Source organism: Bacillus pseudomycoides DSM 12442 (assembly GCF_000161455.1).
GTDB lineage: Bacteria > Bacillota > Bacilli > Bacillales > Bacillaceae_G > Bacillus_A > Bacillus_A pseudomycoides.
In genome coordinates, this window is sequence record NZ_CM000745.1 from 5,708,166 (window position 1) to 5,709,356 (window position 1,191).

Annotated in this window: 3 protein-coding genes; all 3 read left to right on the forward strand. The window is 36.9% G+C overall.

Annotated elements, in window-relative coordinates:
- Positions 1 to 2 precede the first annotated feature (2 nt).
- A complete protein-coding gene (locus BPMYX0001_RS28850; RefSeq protein ID WP_006097678.1) occupies positions 3 to 191 on the forward strand; it encodes a hypothetical protein in 189 nt (62 codons plus the stop codon).
- Positions 188 to 310, forward strand: a complete 123-nt coding sequence (locus BPMYX0001_RS34655; protein WP_257143725.1) for a hypothetical protein — start codon at positions 188 to 190, stop codon at positions 308 to 310. Before BPMYX0001_RS28850 ends, BPMYX0001_RS34655 begins: the two co-directional genes overlap by 4 nt.
- A 31-nt stretch (positions 311 to 341) precedes the next feature.
- Positions 342 to 1,191: DNA topoisomerase (locus BPMYX0001_RS28855; RefSeq protein ID WP_033799838.1), on the forward strand; the 850-nt coding region annotated here is incomplete at its 3' end.

Below are 1,191 nucleotides of genomic sequence, written 5' to 3' on the forward strand. Positions count from 1 at the left end.
GGATGGTAAATATCGTTGAAATTGTAGACATCGATTATACGGGTGTATGGGCGGAAACGAAAAATGCAGAAGAATTGATTTTTATTTCGTTCCCAAAAGAAAAAATTCAAATTGTACGCGAAATATTGTCAGAGAAAAAACAAATGTATGTCTTTCTACAGAAAGATTGGGAATGGAGAAAGATGTCATGAACCCATGGTTATTTGCTAGCTGTATGTTACTTGTGACCGTGGCAATGAACATTTGTATATGGGCAGTACAATGTGCAATAAAACGGTTCAAAGTACGAAGAATGAAGCGTCAAAATTAAAAGTTTTACATATTATGAGGAGGAATGAATGGTGGGAAAAACATTATTTATTGCGGAAAAGCCAAAAGTTGCATACGAATTATTGAAATCACCACGATTTCGAAATGCAAAGAAGCATATGGGAAGTAAGCCATACTTTGGTTACTTTGAAAATCAAAAATATATTATTAGTTGGTGTTCTGGTCATTTATTAGAGCTGAAGAATCCAGAAGAAATAGATGAGAAGTACAAAGAATTTCAGTTTGCACATTTACCGATTTTAGTAGAGCCAGAATACAAAGTAAAACCGGATTACATCGAACAAATCAATATATTAGTAGAATTGTTGCAACGTCAGGATGTAGATCATGTGGTCAACGCTTGTGATGGAGACCGTGAAGGCGAGTTGATTTATCGTGAAATGTATGAATATGCGGGCGTAAATAAACGACAATCTCGCCTCTGGCTTGCTTCGTATGAGCCAGCCGAATTAGAGGCAGGATTAAACCGGTTAGAGCCAGGAGAACATTATGACGGGCTTGCAAACTCCGCAAAAGCAAGGCAATACCTAGATTATCTTCTTGGAATCAATGTGACGAGAGGATGTACAACGAAACTTGCTAAAAATCAATTCTTATTGGCAACGGGGCGTGTGCAAATGTGCATGTTACATGAGATTTGGCAACGTGAGGTAGCCATAGAAAATTATAAGGAACAGACCTACTATAATCTAAAACTCATCACAGAGAATGGATTAGAAGCTGTTATGAAAACAGAAGACCAGTTATTAGATTCAGCTCCTTTACAAAAGCTTGGGACAAAACTAGTCGGTACAGCGTTAACCGTAACGGAGTTTAAAGAGAATACCAGAAAAAAGAAACCAAAATTGTTATATAACCTGA